13 protein-coding genes are annotated in these 17143 nt (G+C 68.6%); 12 read left to right on the top strand and 1 reads right to left on the bottom strand.

Going from position 1 to position 17143, the window contains the following annotated elements; translation table 11 throughout:
- Positions 1 to 44: 44 nt before the first annotated feature.
- On the top strand, positions 45 to 725 hold the full coding sequence (locus tag EAO75_RS35435; RefSeq protein WP_147999246.1) for an ATP-dependent Clp protease proteolytic subunit: 681 nt from the start codon (positions 45 to 47) through the stop codon (positions 723 to 725).
- A gap of 179 nt (positions 726 to 904) precedes the next feature.
- The gene (clpX, locus tag EAO75_RS35430) at positions 905 to 2188 is read left to right on the top strand and encodes an ATP-dependent Clp protease ATP-binding subunit ClpX (protein ID WP_147999245.1); all 1284 of its coding nucleotides are present in this window, start codon (positions 905 to 907) and stop codon (positions 2186 to 2188) included.
- Between the two features lie 71 nt (positions 2189 to 2259).
- Here clpX and EAO75_RS35425 read toward each other — a convergent pair whose 3' ends face one another.
- Positions 2260 to 3258 (bottom strand): hypothetical protein, encoded by a 999-nt coding sequence (locus EAO75_RS35425; RefSeq protein WP_147999244.1) that lies wholly within the window; start codon positions 3256 to 3258, stop codon positions 2260 to 2262.
- A 136-nt stretch (positions 3259 to 3394) separates the two neighbouring features.
- On the opposite strand from EAO75_RS35425, the gene EAO75_RS35420 reads away from it, so the two are divergent.
- The 10 genes from EAO75_RS35420 (at position 3395) to EAO75_RS35375 (ending at position 17064) form a co-directional block, all read left to right on the top strand.
- Positions 3395 to 6019: a valine--tRNA ligase gene (locus tag EAO75_RS35420; protein ID WP_147999243.1), complete on the top strand. Its 2625-nt coding sequence runs from the start codon at positions 3395 to 3397 to the stop codon at positions 6017 to 6019.
- A gap of 197 nt (positions 6020 to 6216) precedes the next feature.
- Positions 6217 to 7704 carry a bifunctional tetrahydrofolate synthase/dihydrofolate synthase gene (folC, locus tag EAO75_RS35415; RefSeq protein WP_147999242.1) on the top strand — a complete coding sequence of 496 codons (1488 nt, stop codon included), beginning with the start codon at positions 6217 to 6219 and terminating at the stop codon, positions 7702 to 7704.
- 9 nt (positions 7705 to 7713) lie between these two features.
- Positions 7714 to 8070: a DUF4233 domain-containing protein gene (locus tag EAO75_RS35410; protein ID WP_147999241.1), complete on the top strand. Its 357-nt coding sequence runs from the start codon at positions 7714 to 7716 to the stop codon at positions 8068 to 8070.
- Between the two features lie 65 nt (positions 8071 to 8135).
- The gene (ndk, locus tag EAO75_RS35405) at positions 8136 to 8549 is read left to right on the top strand and encodes a nucleoside-diphosphate kinase (protein ID WP_030052239.1); all 414 of its coding nucleotides are present in this window, start codon (positions 8136 to 8138) and stop codon (positions 8547 to 8549) included.
- 279 nt (positions 8550 to 8828) lie between these two features.
- Positions 8829 to 9848, top strand: a complete 1020-nt coding sequence (locus EAO75_RS35400) for a rod shape-determining protein (RefSeq protein ID WP_004931372.1) — start codon at positions 8829 to 8831, stop codon at positions 9846 to 9848.
- 189 nt (positions 9849 to 10037) lie between these two features.
- Positions 10038 to 11087 (top strand): rod shape-determining protein MreC, encoded by a 1050-nt coding sequence (gene mreC, locus EAO75_RS35395; protein WP_147999240.1) that lies wholly within the window; start codon positions 10038 to 10040, stop codon positions 11085 to 11087.
- Positions 11088 to 11100: 13 nt separating this feature from the next.
- On the top strand, positions 11101 to 11781 hold the full coding sequence (gene mreD, locus EAO75_RS35390) for a rod shape-determining protein MreD (RefSeq protein ID WP_147999239.1): 681 nt from the start codon (positions 11101 to 11103) through the stop codon (positions 11779 to 11781).
- Between the two features lie 151 nt (positions 11782 to 11932).
- Positions 11933 to 14194 carry a penicillin-binding protein 2 gene (gene mrdA / locus EAO75_RS35385; protein ID WP_147999238.1) on the top strand — a complete coding sequence of 754 codons (2262 nt, stop codon included), beginning with the start codon at positions 11933 to 11935 and terminating at the stop codon, positions 14192 to 14194.
- On the top strand, positions 14191 to 15390 hold the full coding sequence (rodA, locus tag EAO75_RS35380) for a rod shape-determining protein RodA (RefSeq protein ID WP_147999237.1): 1200 nt from the start codon (positions 14191 to 14193) through the stop codon (positions 15388 to 15390). Before mrdA ends, rodA begins: the two co-directional genes overlap by 4 nt.
- Before the next feature lie 165 nt (positions 15391 to 15555).
- Positions 15556 to 17064, top strand: a complete 1509-nt coding sequence (locus EAO75_RS35375) for a CYTH and CHAD domain-containing protein (protein WP_147999236.1) — start codon at positions 15556 to 15558, stop codon at positions 17062 to 17064.
- Positions 17065 to 17143: the final 79 nt, after the last annotated feature.

The following is a 17143-nucleotide window of genomic DNA, read 5'->3' as shown; positions in this document are numbered from 1 at the left end:
AGGACAGCCCCCAGCCGACCGCCACAGCCCCTAGGAGACAGACAGTGAACGACTTCCCCGGCAGCGGCCTGTACGACCGCACGCGCGCCGAGTACGCAGGCCCCGTCGCCGAGTCCCGCTACGTGATCCCCCGCTTCGTCGAGCGCACCTCGCAGGGCATCCGCGAGTACGACCCGTACGCGAAGCTCTTCGAGGAGCGCGTGATCTTCCTCGGCGTGCAGATCGACGACGCCTCCGCCAACGACGTCATGGCGCAGCTGCTGTGCCTGGAGTCGATGGACCCCGACCGGGACATCTCGGTCTACATCAACAGCCCCGGCGGCTCCTTCACGGCGCTCACGGCCATCTACGACACGATGCAGTTCGTGAAGCCGGACATCCAGACGGTCTGCATGGGCCAGGCGGCCTCCGCCGCCGCGATCCTGCTGGCCGCCGGCACGCCGGGCAAGCGCATGGCGCTGCCGAACGCGCGCGTGCTGATCCACCAGCCGTACAGCGAGACCGGCCGCGGCCAGGTCTCCGACCTGGAGATCGCCGCCAACGAGATCCTCCGGATGCGCGCGCAGCTGGAGGAGATGCTGGCCAAGCACTCCACCACGCCGATCGAGAAGATCCGCGAGGACATCGAGCGCGACAAGATCCTGACGGCCGAGGACGCGCTGGCGTACGGGCTGATCGACCAGATCATCTCCACCCGGAAGATGAACAACGCCGACGTTCGCTGACGCGGACCGGTATTGTCTGCTGCCCCTTGGCACGGTTTGGGACGGTGCACGTCAAAGTGAACCGCGCCAAGGGGGGCCCGAACGGGGGGCCAGGCAAGGTACCGTCGACATAAGGCAGCACCAGGAGCCGCTGGATTCGAAAACGTCCAGGCGTCTCCCAGGCGAAGGGGAAGCACACCGTGGCACGCATCGGTGACGGCGGCGATCTGCTCAAGTGCTCGTTCTGCGGCAAGAGCCAGAAGCAGGTCAAGAAGCTCATCGCAGGCCCTGGTGTGTACATCTGCGACGAGTGCATCGATCTCTGCAACGAGATCATCGAGGAAGAGCTCGCTGAGACCAGCGAGGTGCGCTGGGAGGAACTCCCCAAGCCCCGCGAGATCTACGAGTTCCTCGAGGGCTATGTGGTCGGCCAGGAAGCGGCCAAGAAGGCGCTCTCCGTCGCCGTCTACAACCACTACAAGCGCGTCCAGGCCGGCGAGAACGGCGGCGCCCAAGGCCGCGACGACGCCATCGAGTTGGCGAAGTCCAACATCCTGCTGCTGGGCCCCACGGGCTCCGGCAAGACGCTGCTCGCGCAGACGCTGGCGCGCATGCTGAACGTCCCGTTCGCCATCGCCGACGCGACGGCGCTGACGGAAGCCGGGTACGTCGGCGAGGACGTCGAGAACATCCTGCTGAAGCTGATCCAGGCGGCCGACTACGACGTCAAGAAGGCCGAGACCGGGATCATCTACATCGACGAGATCGACAAGGTCGCGCGGAAGAGTGAAAATCCGTCGATCACGCGAGACGTCAGCGGCGAGGGCGTCCAGCAGGCCCTGCTGAAGATCCTGGAAGGCACGACGGCCTCGGTCCCTCCGCAGGGCGGCCGCAAGCACCCGCACCAGGAGTTCATCCAGATCGACACGACGAACGTCCTGTTCATCGTGGGCGGCGCGTTCGCGGGCCTGGAGAAGCTCATCGAGTCCCGGGCCGGCGCCAAGGGCATCGGCTTCGGCGCGACGATCCGCTCCAAGCGCGAGCTGGAGGCCAAGGACCAGTTCGAGGACGTCATGCCCGAGGACCTGGTCAAGTTCGGCATGATCCCCGAGTTCATCGGCCGCCTCCCCGTCATCACCTCGGTCCACAACCTGGACCGCGAGGCCCTGCTCCAGATCCTGGTAGAGCCGCGCAACGCGCTGGTGAAGCAGTACCAGCGCCTCTTCGAACTCGACGGCGTGGAGCTGGACTTCGAGCGCGAGGCCCTGGAGGCCATCGCCGACCAGGCCATCCTCCGCCAGACCGGCGCCCGCGGCCTGCGCGCCATCATGGAGGAAGTCCTCCAGGGCGTGATGTACGAGATCCCGTCCCGCAAGGACGTGGCCCGCGTCGTCATCACGGCGGACGTCGTCCACTCGAACGTGAACCCGACCCTGATCCCGCGGGACGCGCGGCGGGGTCCGGGGGAGCAGAAGTCGGCGTAGCCGCGACCACAAACACGCGAAGGGGCCCCGGTCAACCGACCGGGGCCCCTTCGCAGTTGACGCTTCGGGCGTCAGGCCTTGACGCGGATCTCCGCCCGGACCTTCGTGGTGATGTCCACGGCGACATCCTTCGCGATGCCCTTGGTGGTGTCACCCGGCGACACCATCGCGATGGTGCTGTAGTCCGCCCACGCGCAGAACCAGTCCGTCTTCTCCTTCTTGGTGGCCAGGTCGGTGCCCTTGGCGGCCTGGCACTTCATGACCGCGCCGTCGAGGTCGACGGACTCGGCCTCGCCGACCAGCTCGGTCTTGCCCGCCCCGGAGGAGCTGGAGGAGGACTCCTGCTGGGACGACTTCTTGAAGTCGGTGAAAAACTTGTCCAGCGCCGCCTCGGGGTCGGCGACCTCGCCGTAGGCGCCGAAGTACGTGATGCCCTTGGCCGTCGCGAGCTCGGAGAGATCCGGCGTGGTGCTCGGGTCGCTGGGGTCGTAACCGCTCAGGTCCGCCGTCGAGTAGACGCCGACGACGCTCTCGCCGTTCTTGACGCCGCTCTTCTCCAGGTCCTTGGCGGTGTCGTTGGAACCGCCGATGGACTCGCCGACCTTGCTGGCGCGGGTGTACTCGCTGAGCAGCTTCTCCGGCGTGGCCAGCTTGTGCGCCCCGTCGTTCTCCAGGTTGCCCGCGCCGCCGCCGCTGCTGCCGCCCAGCACGAAGTACGCCCCGACGCCGATCGCGACCACGACCGCCACCGCGCCGATGATCAGGCCGGTCTTCTTGCCGCCGCCACCCGGCGCCGGCGGCTGCGGCATCCCGTACGGGGCCTGGCCGTACGGCTGCTGCTGGGGGTAGCCGGGCTGCTGGCCGTACGGCTGCTGGGGCGGGACGCCCTGCGGGGGCTGCTGCGGGTAGCCGTACCCGGGCTGGGCCGGGGGAGCCTGCTGGGGGTAGCCGTAGCCGGGCTGGGGCGCCTGCGGCTGCTGGCCGTAGGGACCGGGCTGCTGAGGCTGCCCGCCGTACGGACCGGGCTGCTGGGGCTGCCCGCCGTACGGGCCCGGCTGGTTGTAGCTCATTTCTGGGTTCCCCTCCAGATGCTTATGTGTTCCTGACATCCTGGCGCAGACACAGGCAACGCATGGCATCGGGGTGCCCACCGTTACAGAACAAAGGCGTTTCGGGACACGCCCGCGACACCTCTAAACTGGGCGCGTGACCGAGAACGCTCAGCAGCAGCCACCAGCGCCCGACACCGAACTGCCGACCCAGTACGCGCCGGCCGATGTAGAGGGGCCGCTGTACGAGCGCTGGGTAGAGCGTGGGTACTTCGAGGCGGACGCGAAGAGCGACAAGCCGCCGTACACCGTCGTCATCCCGCCGCCGAACGTCACGGGCAGCCTGCACCTCGGGCACGCCTTCGAGCACACCCTGATCGACGCGCTGACGCGTCGTAAGCGCATGCAGGGGTTCGAGACGCTGTGGCAGCCCGGCATGGACCACGCCGGCATCGCCACGCAGAACGTCGTCGAGCGCGAGCTGGGCAAGGAAGGCAAGTCCCGGCACGACCTCGGGCGGGAAGCCTTCGTCGAGCGCGTCTGGCAGTGGAAGGGCGAGTCCGGCGGGCAGATCTCCGGGCAGATGCGCCGCCTCGGTGACGCTGTCGCCTGGTCCCGTGAGCGCTTCACCATGGACGAGGGCCTGTCCCAGGCCGTCCAGACCATCTTCAAGCGGCTCTACGACGACGAGCTCATCTACCGCGCCGAGCGCATCATCAACTGGTGCCCCCGCTGTCTGACCGCCATTTCGGACATCGAGGTCGAGTACCAGGACGACGACGGCGAGCTCGTCTCCATGAAGTACGGCGACGGGGACGAAACCATCGTCGTCGCCACGACCCGTGCCGAGACGATGCTCGGTGACACCGCCGTCGCCGTCCACCCGGACGACGAGCGCTACAAGCACCTGGTCGGCAAGCTCATCAAGCTGCCCCTGACCGAGCGCTCGATCCCGGTCGTCGCCGACACCCACGTCGACCCCGAGTTCGGCACCGGCGCCGTCAAGGTCACCCCGGCCCACGACCCGAACGACTTCGAGATCGGCCAGCGGCACAACCTGCCGGCCATCACGATCATGGACGAGCACGCGGTCATCACCGCCCACGGCCCCTTCCAGGGCCTGGACCGCCTGGAGGCCCGCTCCGCCATCGTCGCCGCGCTGCGCGCCGAGGGCCGGATCGTCGCCGAGAAGCGGCCGTACGTCCACTCCGTCGGCCACTGCTCGCGCTGCAAGACCACCATCGAGCCGCGCCTGTCCATGCAGTGGTGGGTCAAGGTCGGCCCGCTCGCCAAGGCCGCCGGTGACGCGGTCCGCGACGGCCGCGTCAAGATCCACCCGCAGGAGATGGAGAAGCGGTACTTCGACTGGGTCGACAACCTCCACGACTGGTGCATCTCGCGGCAGTTGTGGTGGGGTCACCGCATCCCGGTCTTCTACGGCCCGAACGGCGAGGTCGTCTGCGTCGGCCCCGACGAGGAGCCGCCCACGGGCGAAGGCTGGCACCAGGACACCGACGTCCTCGACACCTGGTTCTCCTCCGGCCTGTGGCCCTTCTCGACCCTCGGCTGGCCCGAACAGACCGAGTCGCTCGCGAAGTTCTACCCGAACTCCGTCCTGGTCACCGGCTACGACATCCTCTTCTTCTGGGTCGCCCGGATGATGATGTTCGGCCTGTACGCGATGGACGGCACCCCGCCGTTCCACACCATCGCCCTGCACGGCATGGTCCGCGACCAGTTCGGCAAGAAGATGTCGAAGTCCTTCGGCAACGCGGTCAACCCGCTGGACTGGATGGACAAGTACGGCAGCGACGCGCTCAGGTTCACCCTGGCCCGTGGCGCCAACCCGGGCGTCGACGTCCCGATCGGCGAGGACTGGGTCCAGGGCTCCCGCAACTTCGCCAACAAGATCTGGAACGCGACCCGCTTCGCGCTGATGAACGGCGCGACGGTGGACGGTCCGCTGCCCGACCCGTCGGCGATGTCCTCGACCGACCGCTGGATCCTGTCCCGCCTGAACTCAGTCGTCGCCGAAGTCGACGCGTTCTACGAGGACTTCCAGTTCGCCAAGCTGTCCGACGCCCTCTTCCACTTCGCCTGGGACGAGGTCTTCGACTGGTACGTCGAGCTGTCCAAGACGACGTTCCAGGCGGGCGGCGAGCCGGCCGAGGTCAGCAAGCGCGTCCTCGGCGAGGTCCTCGAGGTCACCCTCAAGCTGCTGCACCCGGTGGTCCCGTTCGTCACGGAGACCCTGTGGACCACCCTCACCGGCGGCGAGTCGATCGTGATCGCCCAGTGGCCGAGCGACAGCGGCTTCCGTGACCAGGGCGCCGAGCGGGAGATCGAGTCGCTCCAGTCGGTCATCACCGAGGTCCGCCGCTTCCGCGCCGACCAGGGCCTGCAGCCGGGCCAGCGTGTCCCGGCCCGCCTGACCCTGGACGGCACGGCGCTGGCGCCCCACGAGGCCGCCATCCGCCAGCTGCTCCGCCTCCAGCCGGAGGGCGAGGGCTTCTCGGCGACGGCGACCCTCCCGGTCGCGGGCGCCACGGTCGCGCTGGACCTGTCCGGCACGATCGACGTCGCGGCGGAGCGCAAGCGCCTCGCGAAGGACCTGGCGGCTGCCGAGAAGGAGAAGGCCCAGGCCAACGCCAAGCTCGGCAACGAGTCCTTCCTGGCGAAGGCACCGGACAACGTCGTGGAGAAGATCCGCGGCCGCCTCGCGAAGGCGGACGAGGACATCGCGCGCATCGCCGCCCAGCTGGAGCGCCTGCCGCAGGCGTAGGTGTTCGTACGTCGACGAGGGTCCCCGGTGCTGTGTGAGCACCGGGGACCTTTTCGTCTCCCAGGGGCGCGGGGCTGTATTGATGTGAGGCTCCGCCGCGTGGGCGCGACCAGCCACGACTGACCCGCAGTCGCCCGACAACCCACGACACCCCACTCCGTGGGCGCTCTGTCAGTCCCCCTCCGTAGACTGACCCCGTGAGTGAGAGCGACGACCCCTTCGAAGAGATCATCGCGGCAGAAACCGACCGTGACCCCGATCTCGCGGCCATCGAGGCAGGCAGCCGAACCCTGCGTACCCAGGGTGGCCGGCCCAGCGCCGACGTGCCCGCGCGCCCCGAGGACCCCGAGGTCGACAAGGCCCTGCGCACCGTCGAGGCGGAGCTCGCCACCCGCTGGGGCGAGACCAAGCTGGAGCCCTCGGTCAGCCGCATCGCCGCGCTCATGGACGTGCTCGGCGAGCCGCAGCGGTCGTACCCCTCGATCCACATCACCGGCACCAACGGCAAGACGTCGACGGCCCGCATGATCGAGGCCCTCCTCGGCGCCTTCGAGCTGCGCACCGGCCGCTACACCTCGCCGCACGTCCAGTCGATCACCGAGCGGATCAGCCTCGACGGCGCATCGATCTCCGCCGAGCGCTTCATCGAGACGTACAACGACATCAAGCCGTACATCGAGATGGTCGACTCCTCGCAGGAGTACCGCCTGTCCTTCTTCGAGGTGCTCACGGGCATGGCGTACGCCGCCTTCGCCGACGCGCCCGTCGACGTCGCCGTCGTGGAGGTCGGGATGGGCGGCTCCTGGGACGCCACCAACGTCATTGACGGTGATGTCGCCGTCGTGACGCCCATAGACCTCGACCACACCGACCGGCTGGGCTCCACTCCGGGTGAGATCGCCGTCGAGAAGGCCGGCATCATCAAGCAGGACGCCACCGTGATCATGGCCCAGCAGCCGGTGGACGCCGCCCAGGTGCTGCTGAAGAAGGCCGTGGAGGTCGACGCCACCGTCGCCCGCGAGGGCCTGGAGTTCGGCGTCGTCTCGCGCCAGGTCGCGGTCGGCGGGCAGCTCGCCACCCTGCGCGGACTGGGCGGTGAGTACCCCGAGGTGTACCTGCCGCTGCACGGCGCACACCAGGCGCACAACGCCGCCGTCGCCCTCGCCGCCGTGGAGGCGTTCTTCGGCGTCGGCGCCGCGCGCCCCGAGTCGCTGGACATCGACACGGTCCGCAAGGCGTTCGCGGCCGTCGCTTCGCCGGGCCGTATGGAGGTCGTACGGCGCTCTCCGACCGTTGTGCTGGACGCCGCCCACAACCCGGCGGGCGCGCGGGCGACCGCCGAGGCGATCCAGGAGGCCTTCGACTTCAGCCGCCTGATCGGGGTCGTGGGCGCGAGCGGCGACAAGAACGTGCGCGAGCTGCTGGAAGCCTTCGAGCCGATCTTCGCCGAGGTCGTCGTCACGCAGAACTCCTCCCACCGCGCCATGGACACCGACGAACTGGCCGCCATCGCCGTCGAGGTGTTCGGCGACGAGCGCGTCCAGGTCGAGCCGCGGCTGCCGGACGCCCTGGAGGCCGCGATCACGCTGGCCGAGGAAGAGGGCGAGTTCGCGGGCGGCGGTGTGCTGGTCACCGGGTCCGTCATCACGGTCGGCGAAGCCCGGCTGCTGCTGGGGAAGGGCTGAGTCCGAAAGATGCGTACGCTCTGTTCCTCGACCCTGATCGGCGAGTTCTTCGTCATCGGCTTCGCCGGTCTGGTCGCGATGAAGGATCCCGACCTGGCCATGTCGACGGTGTGGACGGTCAGCGGGATCGCTATGTTCCTCTGCCTGCTGCTGTGCGGCCTGGTGACCCGCCCCGGCGGCGTCGCCCTCGGCTGGGCCCTGCAGATCGCGCTCATCGCGTCCGGGTTCATCGTTCCCACGATGTTCTTCCTGGGCGCGATCTTCGCGGCACTCTGGTGGGCTTCGGTGCACTACGGCAAGAAGGTCGACGAGGCGAAGGCGAGATTCGCCGCGCAGGCGGACTCCTCCACCCCTGACGCTGCGTAACAGGCGCCTGGACACGCCCTGTAACCTCATCCCACCGCACACCAGCAGTAAGAAGGAGCCCTCCCGTGACTCAGCGCACCCTCGTCCTGCTCAAGCCCGACGCAGTCCGCCGCGGCCTGACCGGCGAGATCATCAGCCGTATCGAGCGCAAGGCCGGCTGGCAGATCACCGCGCTGGAGCTGCGCACGCTGGACCAGGAGACCCTGGAGCAGCACTACGGCGAGCACAAGGGCAAGCCCTTCTACGAGCCGCTGGTGGAGTTCATGGCCTCCGGCCCGGTCGTCGCCCTGATCGTCGAGGGCGAGCGGGTCATCGAGGGGCTGCGTGCCCTCGCCGGTCCGACCGACCCGATCGCCGCCGCGCCGGGCTCCATCCGCGGCGACTTCGGCGTGATCGTCCGCGAGAACCTCATCCACGCCTCCGACTCCGAGGAGTCCGCCGAGCGCGAGGTGAAGATCTTCTTTCCGGGGCGTGCGTAACCCCTTCGTAGTTGAACGGAGAGGGTGCGGAGATTGAATCTCCGCACCTGAGTGCATACCAAATGCATATGCGCGGCGATCGAGGGAACGAGTGCCCCCGATGGCCCGTCTCCACAAGCGAGGCGACTCGCCATCTGCTGACAATGGCGAAGACCCTCCCGCAGTGTTCGTGCAGGCGCGTCTACGATGGAAGCCTTCACGTCACAGCACCAACTTCGCCGTCCTGAAAAGCCGTCAAATGCTCCCAGGAAGGCCAGACGAATCCTGATGGGGAACTCAATGTCGTTCATCGGCCGTGACATGGCTGTCGACCTCGGGACCGCCAACACGCTGGTGTACGTCAGGGGTCGCGGGATCGTACTCAACGAGCCGTCCGTGGTCGCGATCAACACCAACACCGGTGGCATCCTCGCGGTCGGCGCCGAGGCGAAGAAGATGATCGGGCGCACGCCCGGCAACATCGTTGCCGTACGTCCGCTGAAGGACGGCGTGATCGCCGACTTCGAGATCACCGAGCGGATGCTCCGCTACTTCATTCTGAAGATCCACAAGCGCCGGTATCTGGCTCGTCCGCGGGTCGTCGTCTGTGTGCCCTCCGGCATCACCGGCGTCGAGCGCCGCGCCGTCATCGAGGCGTCGTCCCAGGCCGGCGCCCGCCAGGTGCACATCATCGAGGAGCCCATGGCCGCGGCCATCGGCTCCGGCCTGCCGGTCCACGAGGCCACGGGCAACATGGTGGTCGACATCGGCGGCGGCACCACGGAGGTCGCGGTCATCTCCCTCGGCGGCATCGTCACCGCCCAGTCCATCCGCGTCGCGGGCGACGAGCTGGACAACGCGATCATTCAGCACATCAAGAAGGAGTACTCCCTTCTGCTGGGTGAGCGGACGGCCGAGCAGATCAAGATCACGATCGGTTCGGCGTACGACCTCGATGCTGACGAACACACCGAAATCCGCGGCCGGGATCTCGTCTCCGGCCTGCCGAAGACCGTCGTCATCTCCGCCGCCGAGGTGCGCAAGGCCATCGAGGAGCCGGTCAACGCCATCGTGGACGCGGTGAAGACGACCCTCGACAAGTGTCCGCCGGAGCTGTCCGGCGACATCATGGACCGAGGAATCGTTCTGACAGGCGGCGGCGCCCTGCTGCGCGGCCTCGACGAGCGCCTGCGCCGCGAGACCGGTATGCCGATCCACATCGCCGAGGACCCGCTGGACAGCGTGGCGCTCGGTTCCGGCAAGTGCGTCGAGGAGTTCGAGGCGTTGCAGCAGGTGCTGGACGCCCAGCCGCGCAGATGACGTAACTCTTCGGTTCCGCCGTACGGGATGATCTCCTCTCGTACGGCGGATCGTTGATATAGAGGCATAAGATCCCCGAAGAGCCTCGAAACTTCCCATACAACTCCGCGTACCAACTCCGTATACAGAACCCATCGGGTTGACCGGGGGTTTCCCGAATTCCTATGAGGAAGGGCACGGCCGCCGCACGTGAGGGACACACGAGAGAGCCGGCTGCTCCTGGTGCTGCTGATCGCCATCGCGTTCGCGTTGATCACGGTGGACATCCGCGGCGGTGAGGATTCGCCGGTCGACGGTGCCCGCCAAGCCGCTGCCACGGTCTTCGGCCCGATCGAGAACGGCGTGTCGGCCGCGGTGAACCCGGTCGGCAACGCGGTCGCCGCGATCCGTGACTCCGGCGAGCGCCACGACCGGCTCGCCCAGCTGGAGCAGGAGAACGCCGCCCTCAAGGTGAAACTCGGCAGCGACGACCGGGACCGCAGCCGGCTGAACCAGCTGGACAAGATGCTGAAGATCGCGGGCAAGGGCCAGTACGGCATCAAGGGCGCCGAGGTCATCGCGATAGGAGCGGCCCAGGGCTTCTCCTGGACCATCACGATCGACGTCGGCGCGAACGACGGCATCCAGCGGGACATGACCGTCCTGAACGGCGACGGGCTGGTCGGACGCGTCACCACCGTCGGCCCGAACACCGCGACCGTGCTCCTCGCCAACGACCCCGACTTCACCGTCGGCACGCGCATGGAGTCCACCGACGAGCTCGGCTTCGCCTCCGGCCAGGGCGACCGCCCGCTGCGCGTCGAACTCCTCAACGGCAAGGCCGAGGTGAAGAAGGGCGACCGGCTCGTCACCTTCGGCTCGCAGGCCGACAAGCCCTTCGTGCCCGGCGTCCCCGTCGGCATCGTCTCCCGCGTCGATCCCTCCGGCGGCGACCTGACGCGCACCCTCTACGTCACGCCGTACGTCGGCTTCTCCAAGCTCGACGTCGTCGGCGTCGTCGTCCAGGCCCCCGCCAAGGACCCGCGCGACACGGTGCTCCCCGCCAAGCCCCGGCCGACCCCCAGGCCGACCGTGACGGTCACCGTCACACCGGGCGCCGAGGTGCCGGAGGACGGGCAGGACCAGCCGCAGGCGGACGGGCAGGACCAGCCGCTGGCCGACGGTCAGTACGAGCCCCGGTTCGACGGCCAGTATCAGCCTCCGGGCGACGCACAGAACCAGTACGAGCAAGAGCAGTAGGAGCTGAAGCCCGATGCGCGTCAACCGAATCCTGCTCTCCTCCGCTCTGGTCGTCGTCGCCCTGGTGCTCCAGGTGAGCGTCCTGTCCCGGCTGCATCTGCCGGGCGCCGTCCCCGATCTGCTGCTGCTCACCGTCCTGGGCCTCGCCATGGTCTACGGCCATGTCGGCGGCGCCCTCGTCGGCTTCGGCGCCGGACTGCTGGCCGACCTCGCCCCGCCCGCCGACCACGCCGCCGGCCGCTATGCGCTGGTGCTCTGCGTCATCGGCTACCTCGCCGGGCTCATCAAGCCGGACAACGGCCGGCTCAAATCGGCCACCGGGCCGATGGTCGTCGTGGTCGTCGCCGCGATCGGCACGACCCTGCTGTACGCGGGCGTCGGCGCCCTCGTCGGGGACACCGCGGCCCGCCATGTCGGCCTCGGCAGCCTGCTGTTCACGGCCGCGCTGTACGACCTGCTGCTCGCGCCGTTCGTCGTCCCCGGGATCATGGCGCTGGCCCGGCGCGCGGAGAACGACCCGCTCGCCGACACCAACTCCCAGGCCAAGAAGGCCGACATCTCCTCCGGCTGGCTCTCCGGCGGCACCGGCCTGCGCATCGGCGGCCAGCGCGGCGGGTTCGGCGGCCTGAAGGGGAAGGCGGTAAAGGCGCGAACGGCACGCGCCGGGCGCATCAAGGGGGTCAAGCGACTGTGAGAACAGGGGAGTTCACCCGGACGGGTGAGTCCGGGGGGAACCGGGCCTCGCGGGCCGGTCGTTCATCACTCGTACGCACACAGTCGTACACACACAGTCGTAGTCGCACTGGTACTCGCGCCGGCCATCGCACCGAGAGGGGGAGGAAGCCGTGACCAACATCCCCGAGACCGGCCGGACGCCACGCGTCCAGATCCGGCTCGTCGTCATCCAGATCCTCGTCCTCTCCCTCCTCGGCACCCTCGGCGGGCGCCTGTGGTACCTCCAGATCCGCGAGGGCGACGCCTACGCCAAGGAGGCGTCCGGCAACCACGTCCAGCAGGTCGTCCAGCCCGCCGTGCGCGGCTCGATCCTGGACGCGCGCGGAGTGCCGCTCGCCGACAACGAGACACGGCTGGTGGTCTCCGCCTCCCGCACCGACCTGCTGAAGATGCCGGACGACGGCAAGGCCGTCCTGGCCAAGCTGGCCGGCGTGCTGGGCATGAAGCCCAAGGACGTCATGGAGAAGGTCCGGCTGTGCGACGCCGAAACGCCGCAGCCCTGCTGGAACGGCTCGCCGTACCAGCCCATCCCCATCACCGACGAGGCCACCGCCAAGCAGGCCCTCCAGATCCGCGAGCGTGCCGAGGACTTCCCCGGCATCACCGCCGAGCCCCAGGCCGTGCGCCGCTACGCGGGCCCCGGCAAGTCCAACACCGCCCAGGTCCTCGGATACCTCTCGCCGGTCACCGACGAGGAGCTCCAGAAGGCCCAGGACACCGACTCGCCCTACTTGCGTTCCGACCAGGTCGGCCGCTCGGGCCTGGAGCGCCAGTACGACAAGGAGCTGCGCGGCAAGGCCGGCGTCACCCGCTACGAGGTCGACAACCTCGGCCGGGTCATCGGCCAGGCCCAGGCCGACGCCGCGCAGCCCGGCTCCAACCTCGTCACCAGCATCGACGCCCGAGTGCAGCGCGTCGCGGAGTACGAGCTGAACGACGCGATGAAGAAGGCCCGCCAGGAGTGGGACCGCAACACCAACGAGCCGTACAAGGCCGACTCGGGCGCGGTCGTCGTGATGGAGGCCAAGACCGGCCGCATCGTCGCCATGGCGTCCAACCCGACCTACGACCCGAACGCCTGGGTCGGCGGTATCTCCGCCAAGGACTACAAGACGCTGACGGGCAAGGCCTCCAACTACCCGCTGCTCAACCGGGCCATCCAGGGCCAGTCGGCGCCCGGCTCGATCTTCAAGGTCGTCCCGACGGCCGCCGCGATCAACGCCGGCTACTCCTTCGACGGCCCCTACCAATGCTCCAGCTCGTACGCGATCGGCGGCCAGGTCTTCAAGAACTTCGAGGCGAAGGGGTACGGCCCGATCAGCCTCGGCCGCGCCCTGGAGGTCTCCTGCGACACCGTCTTCTACCGGCTCTCCCACGAGGAGTGGAAGCGGGACGGCGGCACGAAGCCGAAGAAGAACGCGAACGACTGGTTCTACAAGACGGCCCACCAGTTCGGCCTCGGCGCGGAGACCGGCATCGACCTGCCCAACGAGGTCACCGGCCGCATCCCCGACCGCCAGTGGAAGCAGGACTACTGGAAGGCCAACAAGGACGCCTGGTGCAAGTACGGCAAGAAGGACGGCTCGTACGCCGAGAAGATCGCCTACGAGAACTGCCTCGAAGGCAACCGGATGCGCGCCGGTGACTCCGTCAACTACTCCATCGGACAGGGCGACACCCTCGTCACCCCCATCCAGATGGCCACCATCTACTCGGCGATCTCCAACGGCGGCACCCTCTACGACCCGACCGTCGGCAAGGCCGTCGTCAGCGCCGACGGCAAGGCCGTCCAGGAGATCGAGCCCAAGTCGCACGGCAAGCTGCCGATAAGCCACAAGACGCTGGCCGAGATGGACGACGCCCTGGCCGGAGTCGCCACGCGCGGCACCGCGGCCTGGCGGTTCGCGGACGTCGGCTGGCCGCAGGACAAGATCCCGATGCACGCCAAGACCGGTACCGCGGAGGTCTACGGCAAGCAGACGACCTCCTGGTTCGCGACGTACACCAAGGACTACTCGGTCATCATGACGATCTCCCAGGGTGGTACGGGTTCCGGTGCCTCGGGTCCGGCCGTGCGCAACATCTACGACGCGCTGTACGGCGTCTCCGACGACGGCACGATCAACAAGAAGAACGCGCTGCTGCCCACGCCGCAGAAGAACCTGCCGAAGGTCCGCACGGACGGCACCCTGACCTCGCCGAAGGTCTCGAAGGACCCGGCGAAGGAGCAGCGGGCCAGCCAGGGGGGCGAGGACTCCGACGACGAGCCGCAGCTCGCCGGGACGGCGGCGACGCCGACGGSCGAGAACCGGGACACCCGGCGCAGGCGACGCGGTGGCCGTAGGCGGGGAAGCCGGAGGATGCTCACATGACCGGCGCCAACAGTTTCCAGGTCTCGGGGTACGGGCCGGAACGGGCGGGCTGGACCCGTCTGTTCGCCCGTGACTCGCTCGCCCGTCGGCTCGACTGGCCGATACTGCTGGCGGCTATCGCCCTGTCGCTGATGGGTGCGCTCCTGGTCTTCTCGGCGACCCGCAACCGCACCGAGCTCAACCAGGGCGACCAGTACTACTTCCTGATCCGGCATGTCCTGAACACCGGAATCGGGCTCGCGCTGATGATAGGGACCGTGTGGCTGGGGCACCGCGCCCTGCGCACGGCGGTGCCGATCCTGTACGGCCTGTCGGTCTTCCTGATCCTGCTGGTGCTCACCCCACTGGGCTCCACCATCAACGGCGCCCACTCCTGGATCAAGCTCCCCGGCGGCTTCTCGCTGCAGCCCTCGGAGTTCGTGAAGGTCACGATCATCCTGGGCATGGCGATGCTGCTGGCGACGAGAGTGGACGCGGGGGACAAGCAGTACCCGGACCACCGCACAGTGGTGCAGGCGCTGGGTCTGGCCGCCGTGCCGATGCTGATCGTCATGCTGATGCCCGACCTCGGCTCGGTCATGGTCATGGTGGTGATCGTGCTGGGCGTGCTGCTCGCCTCCGGTGCCTCCAACCGCTGGGTCTTCGGACTGATCGGGACGGGCACCATGGGCGCGATCGCGGTCTGGCAGCTGGGCATCCTGGACGACTACCAGATCGCCCGCTTCGCCGCCTTCGCCAACCCCGATCTCGACCCGGCGGGCGTCGGCTACAACACCAACCAGGCACGCATCGCGATCGGCTCCGGAGGGCTCACGGGCTCGGGGCTGTTCCACGGCTCGCAGACCACCGGCCAGTTCGTGCCGGAGCAGCAGACCGACTTCGTCTTCACCGTGGCGGGGGAGGAGCTGGGCTTCCTCGGCGGTGGGCTGATCATCGTCCTCCTCGGCGTGATCCTGTGGCGGGCCAGCCGTATCGCTCGGGAGACGACCGAGCTGTACGGGACGATCGTCGCGGCCGGGATCGTGGCGTGGTTCGCATTCCAGGCGTTCGAGAACATCGGGATGACCCTGGGGATCATGCCGGTGACGGGTCTGCCGTTGCCGTTCGTCTCCTATGGAGGATCGTCGATGTTCGCGGTGTGGGTGGCCGTGGGGTTGTTGCAGTCGATCAGAGTCCAACGTCCGATGTCGGCGTGACAGCCGCAGTCGGCTGAGACAGGTGTTACCGGGCGGCACGGGGTCACCGTGCCGCCCGTGGCATTGAACGAATCGGTCGACCTCTCGGTCTTCACCCCCCGTTCGCCTGCGGTTCATGGCTGGTAAGCCCTGTCATCTCGTCGGGACTCCGATTAGATTCGGGTCATGGCGGACACGAAGCGCGAAATCGAGCGGAAGTATGAGTCCGACGACAGCGGCCTGCCCGATCTGACCGGCGTCGCCGGGGTGGCCGCCGTCGTCGACAAAGGTGTCGCGCATCTGGACGCCACCTACTACGACACCCCGGACGAGCGCCTCGCCGCGGCGTCGATCACCCTGCGCCGCAGAACGGGCGGGTCGGACGCGGGCTGGCATCTGAAATTCCCCGTCGCCCCGGGGGTGCGGGACGAGATCCAGGCCCCGCTGGCGGACAGCTTGCCCCGTACGTTCGCGGGGCTCGTGCGCTCCCGGGTGCGGGACGCCGAGCTGGTGCCCGTGGTCCGGCTGCGCTCCGACCGCGATGTGCGTGAGCTCATGGACGCCGACGGGCGGCTCCTGGCCGAGGTCGGCGTGGATGCCGTGCAGGCCGAGCGCCTGGGCGAGGACGGCGGCACCGTTCAGTGGACCGAGATCGAGGTGGAGCTGGCCGACGGCATCGATCCGGCGTTCCTGAACAAGGTCGAGAAGCGGCTGAAGAAGGCGGGAGTGCGGCCGTCGTCGTCCGCGTCGAAGCTCCAAAGGGCGCTGGAGGAGACGGCCCCGAAGAAGAAGCGGGGCAAGAAGGCGCCGGCGGCCGAGGAGCCGGTGACCGCCGGCGATCACGTCCTCGTCTATGTCCGCGCCCAGCGGGACGCCATCGTCGAGCTCGACCCGGCCGTGCGGCGGGACGTGTACGACTCGGTGCACAAGATGCGGGTCGCCACGCGCCGGATGCGCAGCGCCTTCATGACGTACGGCAAGGTCCTCGACCGTGCGGTGACCGACCCGATCGGCGAAGAGCTGAAGTGGCTGGCCGGGGAGCTGGGCGTCGACCGGGACCAGGAGGTGCTGACCGAGCGGCTGACGGCCGCCCTCGGCGAGCTGCCGCGGACCCTGATGTCCGGGCCCGTCCGCACCCGGCTGCGTACCTGGTCGAAGGCCCGCAGCGGGGGATCGCGACGGCGACTGCTGAGTGTGCTCGACGGCCAGAGGTATCTCCAGCTGCTGGAAACCCTCGACGCCCTGGTCGCCGACCCGCCCCTGCTGGAGGCGGCCGGCGGCAAGCCGGAGAAGGTGATCGGGAAGGCCGTACGCAAGGACTTCTCGAAGGTGTCCGTGCTGGTCGAGCAGGGGCTGGACATGGAACCCGGGCACGACCGGGACCTCTCGCTGCACGAGGCGCGCAAGAAGGCCAAGCGGGCGAGGTACGCGGCGGAGTCGGCGGTCCCGGTGCTGGGCGACCCCGCCGGTGGGCTGGTGAAGTCGATGAAGAGCCTGCAGAACCTGCTCGGTGACCACCAGGACAGCGTGATGACCCGGGAGGCGTTGCAGGACCTGGCGCGGCAGGCGCAAGGCGCCGGGGAGCCCTCGTTCACATACGGGTTGCTGTACGGGCGTGAGGAACGGCGCGCGGTCGAGGACGAGGCCGAGCTTCCGGGGCTCTGGAAGGAGATCAAGAGCGGGACGAGCATTTGAGCGTGCGGGGGGCCGTCGCGATCGCGTTAGGCTAGATGGTCACCCCTGTCAGTTCAGTCCAGCTCACGAAGGTTCGCGA

Origin of the sequence: Streptomyces sp. UW30, from assembly GCF_008042075.1 — a bacterium.
Taxonomy (GTDB): Bacteria; Actinomycetota; Actinomycetes; order Streptomycetales; family Streptomycetaceae; genus Streptomyces.
This window is presented reverse-complemented; position numbering and strand designations above follow the sequence as displayed.